The following is a 19185-nucleotide window of genomic DNA, read 5'->3' as shown; positions in this document are numbered from 1 at the left end:
GTCACGGGTCCCCCACGACCGCCCCATCACGGGGTCAAGCACCGGTCAAGCAGCGCGTTCCGCACCGGATTCGACGGGCAGCGCGGCGGAGCCGGTCCCCAGGGCGCGGACCTCGCCTCCGACCGCGCCGTCCCCCGGGACACGCCGAGGCACGACCCGGCCGCCCGCCCGGGTGGTTCAATTCCGCCATGAACACGACTGGCGAGACCGGCCCCGGACCCGGCACCGAGATCGACGTCCTGCGCGTCTTCTGCGCGGGCGACGGCCGCCACGGCAACGCCCTCGGGGTCGTCCGCGACGGACGCGCCCACCCCGACGAGGCGTCCCGGCAGGCGCTCGCCAAGGAACTCGGCTTCAGCGAGACCGTGTTCGTCGACGACCCCGAGCGCGGCATCGTCGACATCTACACCCCCGGACTGCGCCTCCCCTTCGCCGGGCACCCGCTCGTCGGCACCGCCTGGCTGCTCGACCTGGAGGTGGTCCACCCGCCTGCCGGAGAGGTGTGGGTGCGCGGCGACGGCGAGTTCACCTGGATCGAGGCCCGCGCCGCCTGGGCCCCGCCGCGCACCCTGCGCCAGTATGCCTCCGCCGCCGAGGTCGACGCCCTGGAGGTGCCCGCACCCGGCGAGTGGATCTACGCCTGGGCGTGGGAGGAGGAGGCCGCGGGGCGGATCCGGGCCCGCGCCTTCCCTGGCCGCGGCGACGGCATCGACGAGGACGAGGCCACCGGCGCGGCGGCCCTGCTGCTCACCGAACGCCTCGGCCGCGCCCTGAACATCACCCAGGGCCGGGGGTCGCAGCTGCTGACCGCCCCCGGCCCCGACGGCATCGTGGAGTTGGGCGGACGGGTCCGCCTGGAGGGCACGCTGATGCGCTAGGTGCCTCGACCCGGGGCGGCGACGCCGCGGGTCGATACTCCTGGGCGGGCTGTCCGGGGACGCCTACGCGCTGAGCGGGAACTCGCCGCCCAGCTCGCGGAAGACGGCCGTGTTGAAGGCGAAGGCCCGCTTGCACTCGTCCACGATCCGCTGCTTCTCCAGGTCGTCCGCTTTCACCCCGTCGAGGAGTTCGCGGTAGGAGCGCTTGAAGGCGGCCGGGTTCCCGATCGCGTCGAAGACGTAGAACCGCACGCCGTCGCCCTTGCGGTCGAAGCCCCAGGTCCGCTCGGCCTTGTCGCGGATGATCTGACCGCCCGACAGGTCGCCCAGGTAGCGGGTGTAGTGGTGGGCCACGTAACCGGCCGGCCAACTGCGGGCGCACTCGGCGACCCGCGCCGCGTACGCCTCGGTGGCCGGCAGGGCCGAGAGGCCGGCGCGCCAGCCGGGGCCGCGCAGATGGGCCAGGTCCGACTCCAGGGCCTCCGTGCGGAAGAGCTCGGGCTGTATGAAGGGCCCGGCGACCGGGTCCTCGCGCAGCGCCTCCGCGCCCTCCTCCAGGGCCCGGTACACGAACCAGAGCTGCTCCGTGTAGCGGGCGTACGCGTCCACGCCCAGCCGTCCGCCCAGGAGGTCGCCCATGAAGGACGAGGTCTCCGCCTCCGTGTGCTGCTCGTGCGAGGCCGTGCGGATGAGGGTGGAGAAGGGCGTGTCCAAGGCGTGCCTCCGAGACCGATGGGGCGGGAACCAGGCGACCCGATTCTCCAAGGTTAGGATTACCTAAGTCAATGGGTTTCCCGACGACCTGTCGGTAAAGGTTGTACCCCCCAGGGGGGTCAGGGCAACGTAAGGATCTCCGCCCCCGTCTCGGTGACCACGAGCGTGTGCTCGAACTGCGCGGTCCGCTTGCGGTCCTTGGTCACCACGGTCCACCCGTCGTCCCACATGTCGTACTCGTGGGTGCCGAGCGTCAGCATCGGCTCGATCGTGAAGGTCATGCCCGGCTGGATGACGGTGGTGTGGTGGGGCGAGTCGTAGTGCGGCACGATCAGACCGGAGTGGAACGACGTGTTGATGCCGTGCCCGGTGAAGTCCCGCACCACGCCGTAGCCGAAGCGCTTGGCGTACGACTCGATGACCCGGCCGATGATGTTGATCTGCCGGCCCGGCTTCACCGCCTTGATCGCGCGGTTCAGTGACTCCCGGGTGCGCTCCACGAGCAGCCGCGACTCCTCGTCGACGTCGCCGCAGAGGTAGGTCGCGTTGTTGTCGCCGTGGACGCCGCCGATGTACGCCGTGACGTCCAGGTTCACGATGTCGCCGTCGCGCAGCACCGTGGAGTCCGGGATGCCGTGGCAGATGACCTCGTTGACCGAGGCGCACAGCGACTTGGGGAAGCCGCGGTAGCCGAGCGTCGAGGGGTAGGCGCCGTGGTCGCACATGTACTCGTGGGCGACCCGGTCGAGCTCGTCGGTGGTGACGCCCGGGGCGATGTGCTTGGCGGCCTCCTCCATCGCCTGCGCGGCGATGCGGCCGGCGATCCGCATCCGTTCGATCGTGTCGGAGTCCTGCACCTCCGGCCCCGTGTACGGGGTGGGGGCGGACTTCCCTACGTACTCGGGGCGACGGATCGAGCCCGGGACGGAGCGGGTGGGGGAGAGCTCCCCCGGTACGAGAAGCGACTGGCCAGACATGCCAGCGAGTCTAACGACCGTCTCTGGGGCAGCATGGTCCCGAGGGAAGGAGCCGACGACCATGGCCCTGTTCAAGAAGCGCACGGCCGGAAAGCCGGGCGAGTGGTACTACTGCCTGGAACACAAGAAGGTCGAGGAGGGGCCCGACTGCCCGGCGAAGAACCGATTCGGCCCCTACGCCACCCGTGAGGAGGCCTCGCACGCCATGGAGACCGCCCGCGAGCGGAACCTGGAGTGGGAGACGGACCCGCGCTGGCACGACACACCGGGGCCGGCGGAGGACAAGGACTGACCCGGCGGCGGGGACGCGAGGGCCCGGGCCCGAAGGCCTGAGCCCGGGTTCGACCCCGGGCCCGGGCCTTCGGGCCTGAGACCGGGCCCGACCCCGGGCCCGGCCCCCCGTCTGGCCCTGGATCCGGGCTCCGGGGCCGGCTCCCGGGCCTGAGCTCTGGGTTCGGGGCCCCGGGTCCCGCGCCCCCGGGCCTGAGCCCGGGTCTTATTTGGACCCCGGCCGCGGGCCCCGGGGCCTGAGACCGGTATCCGGCCCCGGGCCCGGGTCCCCGTGTCTGGGCCCTGAGCCCGGGCTCGGGGGCCGGCCCGGGCCTGAGCCTGCATCTGGCCTGGGCCCCGGGTCACGTGCCGCCGGGCCTGGGTCCCGGGTCACGTGCCGCCGGGCCTGGGTCCCGGGTCACGTGCCGCCGGGCCTGGGTCCCGGGTCACGTGCCGCCGGGCCTGCGTCCGGGGTCACGCGCCGCCGGGCCGGGCCTGGGTCCGGGGTCGTGAGCCCGCGGGCCGGGTTCTGGTCGCGCGCGTGCCCGGCCCGGGCTGTGGTCGCGCGGTGCCGGTCCGGGACCCGGGCGCGCCGAGTGGCCCAGGACCGACCGGGGCGAGCGTGCCGGTCCGGCCGCCGTCATCGCGGTCCGGGCTGCCGGTCCGGCGGTGCCGGTCCGGGCTCCGTCAGGCCGTTCCGGCCGTCGCCGACGCCGTCGCCTCCTGCTGGGCCTTTCGCCGCAGCGCGTCCTCGTCGGTGGCGGAGTCGTAGCGGAGCAGCTTCGGCAGGGCCAGGCAGAGCAGGCCGACCGAGGCCACGCAGGCGACGCCGCCCGCCCAGACGGCGTTGCGGGTGCCGGTCCAGCCCGCCATCGCGCCCGCCCGCACCTGGCCGAGCTGCGGGCCGACGCTGTACGACAGCACCTCGATGCCCGCGAGCCGGCCGCGCAGCTCCTCCGGGATCGTCTGGTTCCAGATCGTCGACCGCCCGAGCCCGCTCAGCATGTCGCCGGCGCCGGCGAACGCCAGGCACAGCAGGACCGCCCACACGTTGCCGAACCAGCCCGCGCCCGCGATCGCGAGCCCCCAGGCCGCCGCGCCGCCGGCCACGAGCAGGCCGTGCCGCCGCACCCGGGAGGTCCAGCCGCTGGTCAGGCCGAGGACCAGCGAGCCGACGGAACCGGCCGCGTACATGAGCCCCAGGGACCAGGGGGCGTCCAGCTCGTCCGCGAGGAAGGGGAAGACGGCGTTCGGGAAGGCGAAGACCATGGCGGCCAGGTCGATCCCGTACGTGCCCAGCAGCACCGGCCGCGACCAGGCGTACCGGGCCCCCTCCGCGATCGCACGGAGCGACGGCTTCTCCGCGTCGTGCGCGGGCGGGGCGGGGGAGAGGCGCCGGCACATGAGCACCGACACGGCGAAGCCGGCGAGCGTCACCGCGTACGCCGGGGCGTGGCCCGCGTAGGCCACCACCACGCCCGCGACGGACGGGCCCGCGATGGCCCCCATCTGCCACCGCAGGGAGTTCAGCGCGGCCGCCGCCGTCTGCTGCTCGTGCGGCACGATCCGCGCCAGCAGCGAGTCCAGGGCGGGCCGCTGGAGGCCCGCGAGCGCGGACACGCCCGCCGCGACCACGTACAGCGGCCACAGCGGCGGCTCGGCGAGCAGCGAGTTCAGCAGCAACAGCAGGGCGAGCAGCCCGAGCCCCGCCTCCGTGGCGACGATCACCCGACGCCGGTCCACCGCGTCCGCCAGCGCCCCGCCGTACAGCCCGAACACCACCAGCGGCACCAGCTCCACGGCCCCCATCGCGCCCACGGCGAGCGGCGAGTCCGTCAGCTCCTTGATCTGCAGCGGCAGCGCCACCATCGCCATGGCACTGGCGAAGTACGTGACCAGCCCCTGGCCCCACAGCAGCCGGAAGTCACGGGAGGAGCGCCACGGGGTGGTGTCGGGAAGCACGGCCGCGAGCCGCGCACGCAAGGAAGAAGCCACGGGCCCCCATGCTCCGCCCACCCCCGCCCCCACTCAACCGATTTCCCCCGGGGCCACTGCCCCCGCAGGCGCCCGGCGCCAAGGCCAGGTCGCGCCGGCGGGGCGGACGCGCGACGGCGCGGTGCCCGTGAGCAGGGGCGGCCCGGGGCACCGCCTCAGCGGCGCGGCGCCCGCGGAGCCGCGGCCGCCGCCCCGCAGGCACCCGGCGCGAAGACCGGGCCCCGACCACGCGGGGCCGTCGGGTGCCGGTCACCAGCGTGGGGGCGGCGGGGACGTCAGGTGGTCGGCCAGGCGGGCCAGGCGGTCGCGGAACCGGCGCCCCCGAGCCGAAGGCAGCCGGTTCTCCCCCGCCGCCGCGCTGACGAGGTGCTGGACCGTGTCCAGGTCCAGCCCCGCCCCCTCCGTCACCGACAGCGCCTCGTGCGCCAGGCCCCGCACCTCCGCGTCGCCCCCGTCGAGCGACAGCACCGTCGCCCCCGCGCGGCGCGCGTCGTGCACCCGCTGGAGCAGCTCCTCCTCCGGGCGGGCCGGCGCCACGACGAGGAGCGCGGTGCCCCGGCCCGCCGTCTCCAGGCGCCCCAGGCCCACCGCCAGGTGCGGCGGGTCGCCGGGCCTGGCCCGGTGGCGTACCAGCGTGGGGGCCAGCTCCGGCAGGCCCGACCAGGCCGCCTCGTCCACCAGGTGCGCCGCCAGGTGCCACGGCTCGTACGCCTCCGTGCCCACGAGCAGCAGCGCGCCCCGGCGCGGCGCCACCGACGCCCGCAGCGCCCCGGCGAAGCGGCGCGCCGCCGCCGGCCACTCCGTCCCGGCGAGCACTTCCCGCAGCAACGCGACCCGTACGGCATCCATGGCGCCGCATCCTGCCCCAGCCGCCCGCCCACCCGCCGCCGCTCCGCGCAGGTCCACCCGAACGGGTCCCGAACCGGTGGGTAGGGTCGGCCCATGACTGACTCGACCCCCGCCACCGCACCCCCGACCGCCCCCAAGGCCGCCAAGGACCCCTGGGACCTGCCCGACGTCTCCGGGCTCGTCGTCGGTGTCCTCGGCGGCACCGGCGACCAGGGCCGCGGCCTCGCCTACCGCTTCGCCGCCGCCGGCCAGCAGGTGATCATCGGCTCCCGCGCGGCCGACCGCGCCGAGGCCGTCGCCGCCGAGATCGGCCACGGCGTTGAGGGCGCCGACAACGCCGAGTGCGCCCGCCGCAGCGACGTCGTCATCGTCGCCGTGCCGTGGGACGGCCACGCCGAGACCCTGGAGTCGCTGCGCGCGGACCTCGCCGGCAAGCTCGTCGTCGACTGCGTCAACCCGCTCGGCTTCGACAAGAAGGGCGCCTACGCCCTCAAGCCCGAGGAGGGCTCCGCCGCCGAGCAGGCCGCCGCGCTGCTCCCGGACTCCCGGGTCACGGCCGCCTTCCACCACCTCTCGGCCGTCCTCCTCAAGGACACCTCGATCGCCGAGATCGACACCGACGTGATGGTCCTCGGCGAGGAGCGCGCCGACGTCGAGATCGTGCAGGCGCTGGCGGGCCGCGTCCCCGGCATGCGCGGAGTCTTCGCGGGCCGGCTGCGCAACGCCCACCAGGTCGAGTCCCTCGTCGCCAACCTCATCTCGGTCAACCGCCGCTACAAGGCCCACGCGGGCATCCGGATCACCGACATCTGAACGGGGCGGAGCCGGAGAACGGACGCTTCGGGGCATGGGGGACACTGGTCGGGCACCGTCAGCCGTACCCGACAGGAGCCGACCCCCATGCCCCGTCTCGCCCTCTACGCCCTCGTGGTCTGCGCCCTGGCCGTCGCCGCGGCCGTGATCTCCTTCGTCAACGGCAGCTTCGTCGGCATCGTCTGGGTCCTCCTCGCCGGCCTCTCCTCCAACATGGCCTGGTACTACCTCCGCCGCGCGAAGGCCGAGAAGGCGGCGGAGGCCGCGGAGGCCGTCTAGACCGGGCAGGCGGCCGGAGTGCCCTCCCAGAAGCGGAAGAGGGCCGAGCCGCAGGCGCGGTCGAGGCCGCCGACGCCCAGGGTCCGCATCAGCGCGTCGACCGCGTCGAAGAACGCGCCGTTGACGGCCGGCACGAAGAGCAGCGCGATCACCACGAAGAAGCCGTACGGCGCGACCGGCTCGATCCGCCGCCTCAGCCCGTACGACAGCCAGGGCTCCAGGATCCCGTAGCCGTCGAGCCCCGGTACCGGCAGCAGGTTCAGGAGCGCCGCCGTCACCTGGAGGAACGCCAGGAACGCCAGCGCGTACCGGAAGGCCGCCGGCACCCCGTCGAGCGCGCCCAGCCAGAACGGCGCCGTGCACACCACCGCGAACAGTACGTTCGCCAGCGGGCCCGCCGCCGAGATCAGGCTGTGCTTCCAGCGGCCCCTGATCCGGCCCTGCTCGACGAAGACCGCCCCGCCGGGCAGACCGATCCCGCCCATGATCACGAAGAGCACGGGCAGGATCACGCTGAGGACGGCGTGGGTGTACGCGAACGGGTTCAGGCTCAGATAGCCCTTGGCGCCCACCGTGACGTCCCCGCCGTGCAGGGCCGTCCGGGCGTGCGCGTACTCGTGCAGACAGAGCGAGACGATCCACGCCGAGGTGACGAAGAGGAAGACCGCCACCCCGGGCAGCGCGGCGAAGTCCGTCCACACCGCCCATCCGGTGACCGCCATGACGGCGAGCACCGCCAGGAAGACGGGACTGATCCGCCGCTCCTCGCGGCGGACGGCGGCCGAACTCATCACGGGCTTCCCCCGATCCGGAACTGGCAGTGGTGGTGCGAGAACGTACCGCTCCGGCCGCCGGTTCCCCGCCGATCTCCCGCCGGGGTCCGGTCGCCCGCCCACCGCCCGCTCCCTGCCCGTTCGCCGCCGGCCCCCGGTCGGCCGCCCGCCGCCGGTTCCCCGCCCTCCCACGGCCTCCCGTCGGCCGCCCGTCGCCATCCACCCGTCCGCCCCCGCCTGCCCCCGGCCGTCCCCCGCCGTCCGGCGCCCCGGGGGCGCTCGCGGAGAATGGGGGAGTGCGTTACTGCCTCCTGGGACCGACCCGTGTGCTGTGCGCCGACGGCGGCGAGCTGCCCGTCGGCGGGCCGCGCGTCCGTGCCCTGCTCACCGCCCTCGCCCTCCGGCCCGGCCGCGCCGTGCCGGTGGCCGTGCTCGTCGACGAGGTCTGGCACGGCGACGAGCCGCCCGCCGACGCCGTCGCCGCGCTCCAGGCGCTGGCCGGCCGGCTCAGGAAGGCGCTCGGGAAGGACCGGGTCCCGTCCGCGGACGGCGGCGGCTACCGGCTCGGCGCGGCCCGCGAGGACGTCGACCTCTACCGCTTCGAACGGCTCGCCGCCGACGGCTCCGCCGCGCTCGCCGCCGGGGACCCGGGCCGGGCCGCCGCCCTCCTCGACGAGGCACTGGGCCTCTGGTCCGGCCCCGCGCTCGCCGACCTGCCCGACCGGCACGCCGAGGCCGCCCGCTGGGAGGCCCGCCGCCTGGACGCCCGGCGCGCCCGGCTCGACGCGGCGCTGGCCCTCGGCCGGGCCGCCGACGCCCTCCCCGAGCTCACCGCCCTCTGCGCCGACCGTCCGCTCGACGAGCCCCTCCAGGCCCTGCGGATCCGCGCCCTGCGCGACACCGGCCGGGCCGCCGAGGCCCTCGCCGCGTACGAGGAGGTCCGCCGGACCCTCGCCGACCGGCTCGGCGCCGACCCGGGCCCCGGCCTGCGGGCCCTCCACGAGCGGCTGCTCACCGCCGAGGTACCGGCCCCCGCCCCCGCCCCCGTGCACCGGGCGGCCCCCGCCGCCGGCAACCTGCGGGCCCGGCTCACCTCCTTCGTCGGGCGCGACGACGAGATCGCCGCCCTGCGCCAGGACCTGGACGCCGCCCGCCTGGTGACCCTGCTCGGGCCCGGCGGCGCCGGCAAGACCCGGCTCTCCCAGGAGGCGGCCGAGCGGGCCGCCGACGCCTGGCCCGACGGCGTCTGGGTCGCCGAACTCGCCTCCGTCCGCGACCCGCAGGCCGTCCCCGAGGCCGTCCTCGCCGCCCTCGGCGCCCGCGAGACCGTGCTGCGCGGCGCCGGCGCCGAGGAGCTCCGCGCCGGCGGCGACCCGCTGCACCGCCTCGTGGAGCACTGCGCGGGGCGGCGGATGCTGCTGCTCCTGGACAACTGCGAGCACCTGGTGGACGCGGCGGCCCGGCTCGCGGAGACGGTCCTCGCCCGCTGTCCCGGCGTACGGATCCTGGCGACCAGCCGGGAGCCGCTGGGCGTGCCGGGGGAGCGGCTGCGGCCGCTCGGCCCGCTGCCGGAGGAGACGGCGCTGCGGCTGCTCGGCGAGCGGGGCGCGGCGGCGCGGCCCGGTTTCGACGTGGCCGGGGACCCCGGGGCGGCGGAGGAGATCGTGCGGCGGCTCGACGGGCTGCCGCTGGCGATCGAGCTGGCGGCGGCGCGGCTGCGGATGCTGTCGCCCCGGCAGATCGCGGACCGGCTCGACGACCGCTTCCGGCTGCTGACCTCGGGCGCGCGGACGGTGCTGCCCCGCCAGCAGACCCTGCGCGCGGTGGTCGACTGGTCGTGGGAGCTGCTCGAGGCGCCGGAGCGGGCGGTGCTGCGGCGGCTCGCCGTCTTCACCGGCGGCTGCGACCTGGAGGCGGCGGAGGCCGTCTGCGCCGGTCCCGAGGGGGCCGACGTGCTGTCCGTGCTCGGCGCGCTGGTCGACAAGTCGCTGGTGGTGGCGGCGCCGGAGGAGTCCGGGACGCGGTTCCGGCTCCTGGAGACGGTGGCGGAGTACGCGGGGGAGCGGCTGGACGAGGCGGGGGAGCGGACGGCCGTCGAACGGGCCCACCTCACGTACTACCGCGAACTCGCCCGCACCACCGACCCCGGGCTGCGCGGATCGGGGCAGCTCGCGGCCATGGTCCGGCTCGACGCCGAGTACGGCAACCTCCGCACCGCGCTCGCCCGCGCCGTCGCCGCCCGCGACGAGGACGAGGCGCTCGTCCTCGTCCACGCCCTGCTCTGGTACTGGCAGCTGCGCGACCTGCGCTCCGACGCCCTCCAGGGGTTCCGGGCCGTCGCCGCGCTGGGGCCCGACCCGTTCGCCCCGCCGGCCGCGCCGCTCGTCCCGCTGCACGAGCCGTGCACGGCCGCGCCGCCGCCGCTCTCCGAGGAGCAGCGCTGGGAGGCCCGGCGCGGGGTGCGGCTCGCCGAACTGATCAACATGGACCACGAGACCGCCCGCTGGACGAGCCCCGAGGGGCAGGCCCGGCTGGGCGAGATCACCGCCGTCTACCGGCCGGGACTGCCGCAGACCTGCCGGCTCCCCGGCTCCTTCGCCGTCTTCGCGGTGCTCATCATGGGCGAGCCCGAGCGGCTGCACGAGCTCCTCGACGTGACGGTGGAGGCGTGCCGACGGTACGGGTACACGTGGGAGCTCGCCCACGTCCTGCAGCTGCGGGCCAACATGCGGGCCAACCGGGGCGCGTGGGCCGAGGTCGCGATCGCGGACGCCGACGAGAGCCTGGCCCTCTTCGAGGGGCTCGGGGACGCCTGGGGCGCGGCCGAGGCGCTCTCCGCCCGCGGCGAGGCCCACGAGCGGCTGCTCGCCTACGACGCGGCCGCCCGGGACTTCTCGGCCGCCATCGGCTACGCGCAGCGGATCGGGGCGCCCTCGCAGCAGGAACTGCTGCGGGCCCGGTACGCCGACACCCTCATCGAGGCGGGCCGCATCGAGGAGGGCGAGGCGATCCTGCGGGCGATCCTGGCCGACCAGGCGACGGGGCACGAACCGCAGCTCGGCGCCCGCCTCTTCCTCGCCCTCGCCCTCGGCAGGACCGGCAGGACCGGCGAGGCCCGGGAGCACCTGACGTCCCTGCTGGAGGAGTTCGGCAGCGAGACCCTCGCCGTCTTCGAGGGGTTCACGCTCGGCAGCCTGGCCTGGCTGGACGTCCTGGAGGAGCGGTACGCCGACGCGCTCGCGCGGATCGCCGCCGCGTACCGGCGGTCCCTCGGCCCGCTGTCGATGATGGTGGTGCCGCAGATGCCCGGCGTCCACCTGGTCGTGGGGGCCTGGGCGCTCGCCGGGGTGGGCGGCGAGGCGGCCCGGACGGCGGCCCTGCTCCTCGGGGCGCGGGACGCCCTCGTGCCCGAGGGGCACCGGGAGCCGGGCCTGGAGCGGGAGAACCTGGCGCGGGCGACGGAGCTGACCCGCGCCGTGCTCGGTGCGGAGGCCTTCGCGGCCGCGCACGCCGAAGGCGGCGGCCTCTCCGCGGAGGAGGCCGCCGCCCTGCTCGGCAGCGCCGCCGACGCGATCAGTGAGCGCGCCGAGTCCTGAACCCCCGTCACCGGGGCGGCCGCTCAGGTCTTCTTGCGGAACTTGGAGACCGCGAGCGGGGCCGTGACGACGGTGATGGCCAGCGCCCAGCCGAGCGTCATCCACACGGAGTGGGCGACCGGGCCGCCGTTGATGAGGCCGCGGGCCGCGTCCGCGAGGTTCGACAGCGGGTTGTAGTCCGTGAAGGTCTCCAGCCAGCCGGGCATCGTGGTCGTCGGCGCGAAGATCGAGGAGCCGAACTGGAGCGGCATCAGGACCATCATCGCCACGCCCTGGACGGCCTGCGCCGTCTTCACGGTCAGACCGATCAGGATGAAGATCCACATCAGCGAGGCGCCGAAGACCATCGACAGGCCGATGGCGGCGAACAGGTGGAGCACCGAGGTGTGGATCGTCAGGCCCAGCAGGAAGCTCATGCCGAGCAGGATGGCGGTGGCGATCAGCATCCTGCCGATCTCGACGACGATCTTGGCGACGAGGACCGAGGAGCGGGCGATCGGCATCGTCCGGAACCGGTCCATCACCCCCTTCTTGAAGTCGTCGTTGATGCCCACGCCCACGGCCATGGCGATGTTCATGCCCATCATCGCCATCAGGCCGGGTGCCACGTAGTTCACGTAGGCGTCGTTGTTGCCCTTGCCGGAGATCGCGCCGCCGAAGACGTACACGAAGAGCAGGATGAAGATGATCGGCATGAACACGGCGTCGAACATCGACTCCGGGTCCTGCTTGATCTGGAGGGCGTTGCGCCGGGCGAGCGCGCCGATGTGGCGGAGGTTGGCCCGCAGGCCGATGCGGCCCTCCGCGTCGACGCGGTCCGGACGTGCCGGCGCCCGGTCCGGGGCGCCGGCGGGGGACTGGGTGACCGTGGTCGTGCTCACGCGGCGACCTCCTCGGTGATGTCGTCGGAGAGGGTGGTCTTCTGACCGGTGATGGCCAGGAACACCTCGTCCAGGCTGGGCAGATGGGTGCCGATGTGGGCGATGCCGAAGCCGCGCGCGCCGAGCAGCGCGACCACGGCCGTCAGCTGCTGGTCGGTGAGGATCGGCACGTACAGCGCGCCCTCGTCGGGCACCACGGTCGCGCCGGCGACGCCGTCGAGACCGGTCTCGCGGAGCGCGGCCGCCATCGCGGGCAGCTGTGCCGGGTCGACCGGGCGGACCTTCAGGGTGCGGCCGCCGACCTTCGCCTTCAGTTCGTCGACCCCGCCCCGGGCGATGACCTTGCCCCGGTCGACGACGGTCAGCTCGCTCGCGAGCTGCTCCGCCTCCTCCATGTACTGGGTGGTGAGGAGGACGGTGACGCCCTCGGCGACCATCCGCTTCACCTCGTCCCAGACCTCGTTGCGGGTGCGCGGGTCGAGGCCGGTGGTCGGCTCGTCCAGGTAGAGCACGGCCGGCTGCCCGATCATGGAGGCGGCGAGGTCGAGGCGGCGCCGCATGCCGCCGGAGTAGTTCATCGCCGGGCGCTTGGCGGCCTCGGTGAGGGAGAAGCGCTCCAGCATCTCGTCGGCGCGGCGGCGGGCGTCCGCGCGGGAGAGGTCGAGCAGCCGCCCGATCATGTACAGGTTCTCGAAGCCGGAGAGCTTCTCGTCGACGGAGGCGTACTGGCCGGTGAGGCCGATGGTGCGGCGCAGCTGCCGGGGCTGGCGCACCACGTCGTAGCCGGCGACGGTGGCGGTCCCGGCGTCCGGGACGAGGAGGGTGGAGAGGCAGCGGACGAGGGTGGTCTTCCCGGCGCCGTTCGGCCCGAGAACCCCGAGGACGGTGCCCTCGCGGACGTCCAGGTCGACCCCGTCCAGGGCCTTGGTCTCGCCGAAGTGCTTCACGAGGCCCCGGACCTCGACGGCGTTGGTCTGTGATCGCGTCATGCCCCTCATGGAACAGGGCACCGCTGACAGCCTCCCGACAAACGGCCTACAGACGGACGACAGCCCGCCGACGGGGGAAGTCGGCGGGCTGTCGGTGGTGCCAGGGGTGGCTTAGGGCGTGTCTTTCGGGTCATGCCGGGCTCGCGACGCCTGGCACGCACGCTCGCGGCGTTGTCGTCGGTCGCCGATGCTCCGCATGGACTCCCTCCTCCGCCTTGCGAGCGCACGCACCAGACGCCGCTCCCTGATCCGGCCTGACCCGAAAGACACCCCCTAGTGGAACGTGTGCTCCTCGGCGGGGAAGGCCCCGCCGGCCACGTCCTCGGCGAAGGCGCGGGCGGCGTCGCCGAGCGTCTCGCGGAGGTTGGCGTACTGCTTGCTGAAGCGCGGCACCTTGCCGCCGGTGAGTCCGGCCATGTCGGTCCAGACGAGGACCTGGGCGTCGGTGTCGGGGCCCGCGCCGATGCCGATGACGGGGATCTCCAGCGAGCGGGTGACCTCGGCGGCCAGCTCGGCCGGGACCAGCTCCAGGACGAGCGCGAAGGCGCCCGCGTCCTGGGCGGCCTTGGCGTCGCGCAGCAGGCCGTGGGCGGCCTCGTCGGAGCGGCCCTGCACCCGGTAGCCCATGGTGTTCACGGACTGCGGGGTGAGGCCGAGGTGCGACATGACGGGGATGCCGGCCTGGACCAGCATCTCGGTCTGGGGCAGCGACCGCTGGCCGCCCTCCAGCTTCACGGCCTGGACGCCCGCGTCCTTGACCAGCCGGGTGGCGCTGCGCAGGGCCTGGACGGGCCCTTCCTGGTACGAGCCGAAGGGCAGGTCGCCGACGACGAGGGCGCGCTTGGTGCCCCGGACGACTGCGGCGGAGAGGAGGGCCATCTCGTCCATCGTGACGGGCACGGTGGTGTCGTAGCCGAGGTGGCAGTTGCCCATCGAGTCGCCGACGAGGATCACCGGGATGCCGGCCTCGTCGAAGACGGAGGCGGTCATGGCGTCGTAGGCGGTGAGCATGGGCCACTTCTCGCCGCGGGTCTTGGCGGCGGCGATGTCGTGGACGGTGAGACGGCGCGAGCCCTTGCCCCCGTACAGCGTCTTGGTGCTGTCGGCGGGCGGTTTCTGGGCAACCTGAAGCGTCATGGTCAACGGCTCCTTGTGTCATCTCGAGGCGCCCTGACGGCGTCCCCGGACCACATCCATGGTGGCACTTCGCCGGGTGGGCGGGGAAGTGGGCCGGAGTGGCGCTCTTCACACCCGAGCCCTCTCCGATACGGGACGGGGTCGTATCGGAGCCGCGCCGGGGAGTGGCGGCGCGCCGGGGAGCGGCGGCGCGGCGGGGGCGGCCCCGCCGCGAGGCGTGGAGCGGGGCCATGCCGGAGCCGTCCCTGTTCCCGCCCCACTCCCCGCCCCCCGCCCCCGCCCCCCCCGCGTCCGTACCCGAGGAGACCCGTGGTGACGGCATCCCGGTGTGTTCGGCTCGCTCGGACGGGACGCCGGGGGCGACGGGCGCTCGGACGGGACCCCGGGGCGAGCGCGCGTCGCGGACGGCCTCCTCGACGGGGTCCGGCCGAGGGACCGACGCCGCCGCGACCCGCACGAATGTGCGCGTTCTGTCACAGCCCGCCCGAACCGCCGCACCCCCGGAACCCCGTCACACGCCACGGCCGTCCTTGGGGAAGTGCGCGGGGTCCCGTATCGCCTAGGGTCGAGCCGGGTCCCGGAGCACGGACGGCACGAACGGCACGGCAAGACGAGCGAGGGCAGCGATGGCGCGGGTGGACATGACGGGGACGGAGCACGGCGGAACGGGAGGTACCCCTTCCGGGTCCCGCGACCGGTTCCGCTCCGCCCTCGGCCGTCTCCGCCGCGACCCGGGCATCTGGCGCCGCGGCATCGTGCTGGCGCTCTGCGCCCTCGTCCTCACGCTCCTGATGGCCTTCCACGCCCAGATCCCCAACCGCGTCGGCAACCTCGGCAGCCTCACCGAGACCTTCCTGCCCTGGCTCGGCCTCTTCGTGCCGGTCCTGCTCCTCCTCGCCCTGCTCCGCCGCTCCGCCACCGCGCTGCTCGCGCTGCTGCTCCCCGCGGTCGTCTGGCTCAACCTCTTCGGCGGTCTCGTCGCCGACAAGTCCGCCTCGGGCGGCGACCTCACCGTCGCCACCCACAACGTCAACGCCGACAACCCGGACCCCGCCGGCACCGCCCGCCTGCTCGCCGGCTCCGGCGCCGACGTGCTCGCCCTGGAGGAGCTGAAGGCCGACGCGGTGCCGGTCTACGAGCGTGAGCTGGCGGAGAAGTACCCGTACCACTCCGTCCAGGGGACCGTCGGCCTGTGGAGCCGGCTGCCGCTGCGCGACCCCCGCCCGGTCGACATCCACATGGGCTGGACCCGCGCCATGCAGGCCACCGTCGTCGCCCCCCAGGGCGAGCTGCGGGTGTACGTCGCCCACCTGCCGTCCGTGCGGGTCAAGCTGAACGCCGGCTTCACCGCCAACCAGCGCGACACCAGCGCCGACGCCCTCGGCGAGGCCATCGCGAACGACCGCGCGTCCCGGATCGTCCTCCTCGGCGACCTCAACGGCACCATGAACGACCGCTCCCTCAACGCCGTCACCTCCCAGCTCCGCTCCACCCAGGGCGCGGCCGGCGACGGCTTCGGCTTCTCCTGGCCGGCCTCCTTCCCCATGGCCCGCATCGACCAGATCCTGGTCCGCGGTGTCGAGCCGGTCTCCTCCTGGGCCCTCCCGGAGACCGACAGCGACCACCTCCCCCTCGCCGCCCGCGTCACCTTCTGACGACCCGACGACCCGACGACCTGGCGACCGCGGGAAGCGCGCCCCCCCCGGGCCCGGCGGTCCTTCGGGCCGCCGGGCCCGCCCCCCCGGCGGCCTCTTCCCGGGCCCCCGGCGGCCTCTTCCCAGGCCGCCCGGAAGCGGGCGTGCACCGGCCCCTCCAGGATCTGCGACAATTTGTTTCGTAAGAAAACAAACCCCTGGATCCGGAAAGGGTCTCCCACCCATGCCCGTGGCCCTGATCGCCCTGGCCATCTCCGCTTTCGGCATCGGCACCACCGAGTTCGTGATGATGGGCCTGCTGCCCAACGTCGCCGGCGACCTCGGCACCACCGTCCCCACCGCGGGCCACCTCGTCTCCGCCTACGCCCTCGGCGTCGTCGTCGGCGCCCCGCTGCTCACCGCCCTCGGCTCCCGCCTCCCGCGCAAGCGGATGCTGCTCCTGCTGATGGCCCTCTTCACCGTCGGCAACCTCGCCTCGGCCCTCGCCCCCGACTACGGCTGGCTGCTCGCCGGCCGGGTCCTCGCCGGTCTCCCGCACGGCGCCTTCTTCGGCGTCGGCGCCGTCGTCGCCGCCCGGCTGGTCCGGCCCGACCGGCAGGCCCGCGCGGTCGCCACCATGTTCCTCGGCCTCACCGTCGCCAACATCCTCGGCGTCCCCGCCGCCACCCTGCTCGGCCAGCACCTCGGCTGGCGCGCCACCTTCGTCGTGGTCACCGCCATCGGCCTGGCCGCGCTCGCCGCCCTCGCCCGGCTCGTTCCCGACCTGCCGGTCGACGAGCGCCAGGGCCTCGGCCGCGAACTGCGCGCCCTCGGCCGCCCGCAGGTGCTGCTCGGCCTGCTCACCGCCGTCCTCGGCTTCGCCGGAGTCTTCGCCGTCTACTCCTACCTGGCCTCCATGACTACCGAGGTGATGGGCTTCGGCGAGTCCACCGTCACGATCGTCCTCGCCCTCTTCGGGATCGGCATGACGGCCGGCGCCCTCGCCGCGGGGCCGCTCACCGACCGGGCCCCGCGGCCCACCCTGTACGGCTCCCTGGCGGCCCTCGCCGTGACCCTGGTCGCCTTCCGCTTCACCGTCCACGTGCCCTGGCTCGCCCTGGTCACCGTCGTGGTGCTCGGCGCCGTCGGCTTCATGACCACCACCCCGCTCCAGATGCTGGTCATGGAGAAGGCGAAGGACGCCCCCACCCTCGCCTCCGCCTCCAACCACTCGGCCTTCAACCTCGCCAACGCGGGCGGCGCCTGGGCCGGCGGCGCCGCCGTCGCCGCGGGCTGGGGCTGGACCTCCCCGGCCCTGGTCGGCGCGGGCCTCGCCGTCGCCGGCCTCGCCGTCGCCGTGCTCGCCGGCCTCCTCGACCGTACGGGGAGGAACGCGGAGGGGGCCTCGCACGTCGTCGCGCGAAGCCCCCTCGCCGCCCCCGACGGGCCCGAGGCGCCGGTCAGGACGCCGGTGTCTCCCGCCAGCGGTTCGTGATCGGCAGCCGCCGGTCCTTGCCGAAGCCCTTCGCGGAGATCTTGGTGCCCGGCGGGTACTGGCGCCGCTTGTACTCCGCCGCGTCCACCATCCGCAGCGTCCGCGCCACCAGCTCCGCGTCGAAGCCGGCCGCCACGATCGCGTCCCTACCCTGATCCTGGTCCACGTACAGGGCGAGGATCCGGTCCAGCACCGCGTAGTCCGGCAGCGAGTCCGTGTCCACCTGGCCCGGGCGCAGCTCGGCGCTGGGCGGCTTCACGAGGGAGTTCTCCGGGATCGGAGGGGTCTGGCCGCGCTCCTCGGCCGCCCGGTTGCGCCAGCGGGCCAGCCGGAAGACGTCCGACTTGTACACGTCCTTGATGGGCCCGTAGGCGCCGACGGAGTCGCCGTAGAGGGTGGAGTAGCCCACCGCCAGCTCGGACTTGTTGCCCGGCGCGAGGACGAGGTGACCCTCCTGGTTGGAGATCGCCATCAGGGTGGTGCCGCGCAGCCGGGACTGGAGGTTCTCCTCCGCGAGCCCGGTGAGCTGCAGCGACGCCATGTACGCGTCGAACATCGGCCCGATCGGGACGGTGCGGAAGTGCAGACCGGTCCGGCGGGCCAGTTCGGCCGCGTCGCCCCTGGAGTGCTCGGAGGAGTACTTCGAGGGCATCGACACCCCGTGCACCCGGTCCGCGCCCAGCGCGTCGCAGGCGATCGCGGCGACCAGCGCCGAGTCGATGCCGCCGGAGAGACCGATCACCACCGAGCCGAAACCGTTCTTCGCGACGTACGCGCGCAGTCCGATGACGAGAGCCGAGTAGACCTCCTCGTCGTCGTCGAGCCGCTGCGCGTAACCGCCCGTCAGCTCCGCCTCGGTCGGCGGGAGCGGCTCCCCGGCCGGGCCCTCCAGGACCGCCCGGTCGATCCGCAGCCCGTCGTCCACGACCGTGCCCGGCGCCGGGGCGTCCGGGTCGGCGGCCGGCAGGTCCAGGTCGAGGATCACGCTGCCCTCGGTGAACTGCGGGGCCCGCGCGATCACCTCGCCCGCCGCGTCCACCACGATCGAGTCGCCGTCGAAGACCAGCTCGTCCTGCCCGCCGGTCGAGGCCAGGTAGGCGGTGGTGCAGCCGGCCTCCTGGGCCCGCTTGCGGACCAGTTCGAGCCGGGTGTCGTCCTTGTTCCGCTCGTACGGCGAGGCGTTCACCGAGAGCAGCAGCCCGGCGCGGGCGCTGCGCGCCGCCGGCACCCGGCCGCCCTCCTGCCACAGGTCCTCGCAGATCGCGAGCGCCACGTCGACCCCGCGGACCCGCAGCACCGGCAGGGTGTCGCCCTGCACGAAGTAGCGGAACTCGTCGAAGACGCCGTAGTTCGGCAGATGGTGCTTGGCGAGGCGCAGCACGGCCCGGCCGCGGTGCAGCACCGCCGCCGCGTTCTCCGGCGACCCCGCCGGGCGGCCCAGCCGGGGTACCGCCCGCTCGGTGCGGTCCAGGTAGCCGACGACCACCGGCACCTCGCCGAAGCCCTCGTCGGCGAGCCGCTCCGCGAGCGCGAGGAGCGCCGCGCGGGAGGCCTCGACGAAGGACGGCCGCAGGGCCAGGTCCTCGACGGGGTAGCCGGTCAGCGCCATCTCGGGGAAGGCGACGAGATGCGCGCCCTGCCCGACGGCGTGCCGGGTCCAGTGGAGGATCGCCTCGGAGTTCCCGGCGATGTCCCCGACGGTGGAGTCGATCTGATTCAGCGCGAGGCGTAGTCGATGCACGCCCCCCAGTGTAATCGTCAAACCGACGCTATGTCCTGGGAACCGCGTCCGGCCATGCGCGGAGAGACCGCTTCGGCCCACCGCCCCGTCCTCTTCACCGCGCATCCCACGGACCCCCGCCACCCCGCCTGCGGGCCCGCTCGCTCGCCCCATGGGCCGCCTTT

The 19185-nt window shown here is 74.7% G+C and carries 16 protein-coding genes; 7 read left to right on the top strand and 9 right to left on the bottom strand.

Annotation, left to right across the window (positions count from 1 at the left end; genetic code table 11):
- The first annotated feature begins 188 nt into the window (after nt 1–188).
- Nucleotides 189–878, top strand: a complete 690-nt coding sequence (locus ACFZCF_RS02180; protein WP_391284010.1) for a PhzF family phenazine biosynthesis protein — start codon at nt 189–191, stop codon at nt 876–878.
- Nucleotides 879–941: 63 nt separating this feature from the next.
- Here the strand turns inward: ACFZCF_RS02180 and ACFZCF_RS02175 are convergent, their stop codons facing one another.
- Both ACFZCF_RS02175 and map read right to left on the bottom strand, forming a co-directional pair.
- Nucleotides 942–1592 (bottom strand): biliverdin-producing heme oxygenase, encoded by a 651-nt coding sequence (locus ACFZCF_RS02175; RefSeq protein ID WP_391284008.1) that lies wholly within the window; start codon nt 1590–1592, stop codon nt 942–944.
- 119 nt (nt 1593–1711) lie between these two features.
- Nucleotides 1712–2569, bottom strand: coding sequence for a type I methionyl aminopeptidase (map, locus tag ACFZCF_RS02170; protein WP_388440134.1), 858 nt, complete (start codon nt 2567–2569; stop codon nt 1712–1714).
- Between the two features lie 61 nt (nt 2570–2630).
- On the opposite strand from map, the gene ACFZCF_RS02165 reads away from it, so the two are divergent.
- Nucleotides 2631–2861, top strand: coding sequence for a hypothetical protein (locus ACFZCF_RS02165; protein WP_388440131.1), 231 nt, complete (start codon nt 2631–2633; stop codon nt 2859–2861).
- 665 nt (nt 2862–3526) lie between these two features.
- On the opposite strand, the gene ACFZCF_RS02160 is transcribed toward ACFZCF_RS02165, so the two are convergent.
- A complete protein-coding gene (locus ACFZCF_RS02160; protein ID WP_391284005.1) occupies nt 3527–4834 on the bottom strand; it encodes an MFS transporter in 1308 nt (435 codons plus the stop codon).
- A 249-nt stretch (nt 4835–5083) separates the two neighbouring features.
- Nucleotides 5084–5683: a hypothetical protein gene (locus ACFZCF_RS02155; RefSeq protein ID WP_388440126.1), complete on the bottom strand. Its 600-nt coding sequence runs from the start codon at nt 5681–5683 to the stop codon at nt 5084–5086.
- Nucleotides 5684–5776: 93 nt separating this feature from the next.
- Between ACFZCF_RS02155 and npdG the strand changes: the two genes are divergently transcribed.
- Nucleotides 5777–6496: an NADPH-dependent F420 reductase gene (gene npdG, locus ACFZCF_RS02150; protein ID WP_388440123.1), complete on the top strand. Its 720-nt coding sequence runs from the start codon at nt 5777–5779 to the stop codon at nt 6494–6496.
- Between the two features lie 87 nt (nt 6497–6583).
- A complete protein-coding gene (locus ACFZCF_RS02145; RefSeq protein WP_388440120.1) occupies nt 6584–6775 on the top strand; it encodes a hypothetical protein in 192 nt (63 codons plus the stop codon).
- Here the strand turns inward: ACFZCF_RS02145 and ACFZCF_RS02140 are convergent.
- Nucleotides 6772–7566, bottom strand: coding sequence for a site-2 protease family protein (locus tag ACFZCF_RS02140; protein WP_391284002.1), 795 nt, complete (start codon nt 7564–7566; stop codon nt 6772–6774). The genes ACFZCF_RS02145 and ACFZCF_RS02140 overlap by 4 nt on opposite strands.
- 278 nt (nt 7567–7844) lie before the next feature.
- Here ACFZCF_RS02140 and ACFZCF_RS02135 point away from each other — a divergent pair, with 278 nt between their 5' ends.
- A complete protein-coding gene (locus tag ACFZCF_RS02135; RefSeq protein WP_391284000.1) occupies nt 7845–11144 on the top strand; it encodes a BTAD domain-containing putative transcriptional regulator in 3300 nt (1099 codons plus the stop codon).
- 23 nt (nt 11145–11167) lie between these two features.
- On the opposite strand, the gene ACFZCF_RS02130 is transcribed toward ACFZCF_RS02135, so the two are convergent.
- The 3 genes from ACFZCF_RS02130 to panB form a co-directional block, all read right to left on the bottom strand.
- Complete coding sequence (locus ACFZCF_RS02130) at nt 11168–12025, bottom strand: ABC transporter permease (protein ID WP_388440111.1); 858 nt, start codon at nt 12023–12025, stop codon at nt 11168–11170.
- Nucleotides 12022–13014: an ATP-binding cassette domain-containing protein gene (locus tag ACFZCF_RS02125; protein WP_391283998.1), complete on the bottom strand. Its 993-nt coding sequence runs from the start codon at nt 13012–13014 to the stop codon at nt 12022–12024. Before ACFZCF_RS02125 ends, ACFZCF_RS02130 begins: the two co-directional genes overlap by 4 nt.
- 273 nt (nt 13015–13287) lie before the next feature.
- Nucleotides 13288–14151 (bottom strand): 3-methyl-2-oxobutanoate hydroxymethyltransferase, encoded by an 864-nt coding sequence (panB, locus tag ACFZCF_RS02120; RefSeq protein ID WP_391283996.1) that lies wholly within the window; start codon nt 14149–14151, stop codon nt 13288–13290.
- Between the two features lie 641 nt (nt 14152–14792).
- Between panB and ACFZCF_RS02115 the strand changes: the two genes are divergently transcribed.
- Complete coding sequence (locus ACFZCF_RS02115) at nt 14793–15806, top strand: endonuclease/exonuclease/phosphatase family protein (protein WP_388440101.1); 1014 nt, start codon at nt 14793–14795, stop codon at nt 15804–15806.
- A gap of 223 nt (nt 15807–16029) precedes the next feature.
- Nucleotides 16030–17280, top strand: a complete 1251-nt coding sequence (locus tag ACFZCF_RS02110) for an MFS transporter (protein ID WP_388440098.1) — start codon at nt 16030–16032, stop codon at nt 17278–17280.
- On the opposite strand, the gene ACFZCF_RS02105 is transcribed toward ACFZCF_RS02110, so the two are convergent.
- Nucleotides 17246–19021: an NAD+ synthase gene (locus ACFZCF_RS02105; protein ID WP_388440095.1), complete on the bottom strand. Its 1776-nt coding sequence runs from the start codon at nt 19019–19021 to the stop codon at nt 17246–17248. The genes ACFZCF_RS02110 and ACFZCF_RS02105 overlap by 35 nt on opposite strands.
- Nucleotides 19022–19185: the final 164 nt, after the last annotated feature.

Origin of the sequence: Streptomyces sp. NPDC007945 (assembly GCF_042958885.1) — a bacterium.
Taxonomy (GTDB): domain Bacteria; phylum Actinomycetota; class Actinomycetes; order Streptomycetales; family Streptomycetaceae; genus Streptomyces.
This window is presented reverse-complemented; position numbering and strand designations above follow the sequence as displayed.

What these genes read in the sequence shown, in the direction of transcription:
- ACFZCF_RS02155 (WP_388440126.1), bottom strand. Translation starts at nt 5,683, where the DNA reads ATGGATGCCGTACGGGTCGCGTTGCTGCGGGAAGTGCTCGCCGGGACG.
- ACFZCF_RS02125 (WP_391283998.1), bottom strand. Translation starts at nt 13,014, where the DNA reads ATGACGCGATCACAGACCAACGCCGTCGAGGTCCGGGGCCTCGTGAAG.
- ACFZCF_RS02140 (WP_391284002.1), bottom strand. Translation starts at nt 7,566, where the DNA reads ATGAGTTCGGCCGCCGTCCGCCGCGAGGAGCGGCGGATCAGTCCCGTC.
- panB (WP_391283996.1), bottom strand. Translation starts at nt 14,151, where the DNA reads ATGACGCTTCAGGTTGCCCAGAAACCGCCCGCCGACAGCACCAAGACG.
- map (WP_388440134.1), bottom strand. Translation starts at nt 2,569, where the DNA reads ATGTCTGGCCAGTCGCTTCTCGTACCGGGGGAGCTCTCCCCCACCCGC.
- ACFZCF_RS02115 (WP_388440101.1), top strand. Translation starts at nt 14,793, where the DNA reads ATGACGGGGACGGAGCACGGCGGAACGGGAGGTACCCCTTCCGGGTCC.
- ACFZCF_RS02110 (WP_388440098.1), top strand. Translation starts at nt 16,030, where the DNA reads ATGCCCGTGGCCCTGATCGCCCTGGCCATCTCCGCTTTCGGCATCGGC.
- ACFZCF_RS02180 (WP_391284010.1), top strand. Translation starts at nt 189, where the DNA reads ATGAACACGACTGGCGAGACCGGCCCCGGACCCGGCACCGAGATCGAC.
- ACFZCF_RS02165 (WP_388440131.1), top strand. Translation starts at nt 2,631, where the DNA reads ATGGCCCTGTTCAAGAAGCGCACGGCCGGAAAGCCGGGCGAGTGGTAC.
- ACFZCF_RS02145 (WP_388440120.1), top strand. Translation starts at nt 6,584, where the DNA reads ATGCCCCGTCTCGCCCTCTACGCCCTCGTGGTCTGCGCCCTGGCCGTC.
- npdG (WP_388440123.1), top strand. Translation starts at nt 5,777, where the DNA reads ATGACTGACTCGACCCCCGCCACCGCACCCCCGACCGCCCCCAAGGCC.